Source organism: Variovorax sp. 01T439_2 (genome assembly GCF_056398445.1).
Genome location: NZ_JBFTPJ010000966.1, coordinates 1 through 2,180 on the forward strand (window position 1 = coordinate 1; position 2,180 = coordinate 2,180).

2 protein-coding genes and 1 pseudogene are annotated in these 2,180 nt (G+C 67.8%); all 3 read left to right on the forward strand.

The window, feature by feature from the left end:
- Positions 1-475 precede the first annotated feature (475 nt).
- Complete coding sequence (locus AC1DOC_RS30490; RefSeq protein ID WP_478131207.1) at positions 476-631, forward strand: hypothetical protein; 156 nt, start codon at positions 476-478, stop codon at positions 629-631.
- A gap of 7 nt (positions 632-638) precedes the next feature.
- Positions 639-1,730, forward strand: a complete 1,092-nt coding sequence (locus AC1DOC_RS30495; protein ID WP_478131208.1) for a relaxase/mobilization nuclease domain-containing protein — start codon at positions 639-641, stop codon at positions 1,728-1,730.
- Between the two features lie 74 nt (positions 1,731-1,804).
- A pseudogene (locus tag AC1DOC_RS30500) lies at positions 1,805-2,106 on the forward strand (ATP-binding protein); the annotation flags it as partial.
- Positions 2,107-2,180 lie beyond the last annotated feature (74 nt).

A 2,180-nucleotide genomic window follows, 5' to 3' on the forward strand; every position in this document is an offset into this window, starting at 1 on the left:
AGGGCAGGATAGACTGCCGTCAGACATTGTTAACAGCGACGGCGTTGCAATGACCAAGACCTCTCGATCGAGCCGCGTGATCGCCACCCGGGTGCCGCCCGAGACGAGGGYGCGCTTCGCCGCGCTGGCCGCCCGTCATCATCTCAGTGCGTCGAGCCTKCTCGCGAAGATGGTCGACGAGGTCCTCAAGACTCACGGYGACATCTCGCCGGGCTCGGGTGCACAGCGATTYCCAGACGAATCGGAAWCCCGCCCCGGCGCGGCGGAYCGCCTCACGCTGCGRCTTCGCMAAGGCGATCGCGCGCTGGYGGCRSRKCGMGCCCRTGCCCGTGGAATGAAGACMGCCAGYTACCTCGCCCTGCTGATCCACAACCATGTGCGTATCGCGGCCGTGCTGCCGCCGAACGAACTGGACCAGATCAAGGTGACCGCCGCCCGRYTSGCYGCGYTGSRRCGRCAGCTTSGAATGTTCGGCATGCCGAACACGCTGCCCGRGCCGGTGGCGTCGGACCTCRGCGAAACGATCGCGTCGGTCCGTCAGGAAGTCGAGGCGGCACGCGAAGCCACGGCCGCCCTCGTGCGCCGCAACCTGATCAGCTGGGAGACCGGCGCCGGGAGTGCCCGTGCCTGAACAGAGGATGCGCGTGGGCCGAAGCGGCCGCGGCCCGGCCGATGCGCTGCGCGACATGACCCTGGACATCGTCAGCTACGGTCGGCGTGGACCCGGCGGCCAGCTGCGCCTCGGCGCCGACCATATCGCGCAGATCCAGCGCACGGTGGGGCGTACGCCCGAGGTGATGGTGAAGGTCTCCGGCGGCGGACGGGATGTCGGGGGCGTCGAGGCCCATCTGCGCTACATCGGCCGGCACGGCAAGCTGCCGATCGAAACCGACGAGGGGCTGATGCCGCAGGGCCGGGGCGCTCCCAAGGAGATCACGGCCGACTGGCAGCTCGAGCTTTGCCGAAGCCAGYACARRCCGARATCCGCTCCGGGGCAGAAAGACACGCGTGCGAAGYTGGTSCACAACATCGTYCTGTCCATGCCCGCCGGCACGYCGCCGGACAAGGTACGGGCTGCCGCCCGCGTCTTTGCGCGCGAGAACTTCGCGCTCCAATATCGCTACGCCATGGTGCTGCACACCGATCAGCCGCACCCGCATGTGCACCTRGTGGTCAAGTGCGAGCACGAGTTCGAGCCTGGCCAGCGCCTCTACAYCCGCAAGGAGACATTGCGGCAATGGCGCGAGCAGTTCGCCGCACTGATGCGCGAGCAGGGTGTGGCGGCCAATGCCACACCGCGACAGGTGCGAGGGCAGACCCGCAAGCCCTACAGGGATGCGATCCATCATCGGCTGCGCGCGCTTCGGGCATTCGGCCAACTGTCGCCCAGCGACCGGACCGGGCATCGACAGCCGAAGACCTCGACCTTCATGCGCGCGAAGCTGGAGAACCTGCTCCAGGCTCTGAGGTCGGGGCGGGGCGCCGCGGCTGACGGACAAGAGCAGATGCGAAATACCCGGCGGGCGGTGGTCGCAGATTGGCGCACCACAGCGGATGCGCTTCGAAGACACGGCGAGGCCAATCTGGCAGCCGAGGTGGATCGCTTCACTGCGCGCATGCCCGCGGTGCAGACCGATGCGCAGTGGATCGCCGACCGCTGGAGAGAGGCCGAGAAGAGCCATGCGCCCGAGCACGCGCCCGCCAGTCCGCCCCAGCCGCATGTCCGGTGAGTGGCCGTGCGGCATCTCTCGCCAGAGCGCGGAGAAGAGGCGCGCGTGCGGCGTCGACCTTGGCCGGATGACGCGGAGCACCCAAGGCGCAGATCATCATGTGGGGCCACCTGGCCTTCGTCGAGCGTGTCGAGAGCGTAGCGTGGTGATGCTCGGGCCCGGCGGCGTGGGCAAGACGTACATCGCGCTGGCGCTGTGCCAGTGCCCCGTCATGGCGTGGCCCAAGGCACGCTTCAATACGGCGGCCGATCTGATGATGCAGCTGACGGCGGCCGAGGCACAGAACCGACTGAGGGAATACTTCAACCGGGCGGTTCTTGACCCGAAGCTGCTCGTGGTCGACGAGATCGATTACTTGCCCTTCGGTCGGGACGAAGAACAGGACATGCCGATGGCGCCGCGCCAGCTTGGCTCGCCTGGAGCAGGGCATAGCAATTGAGACACCAAGCC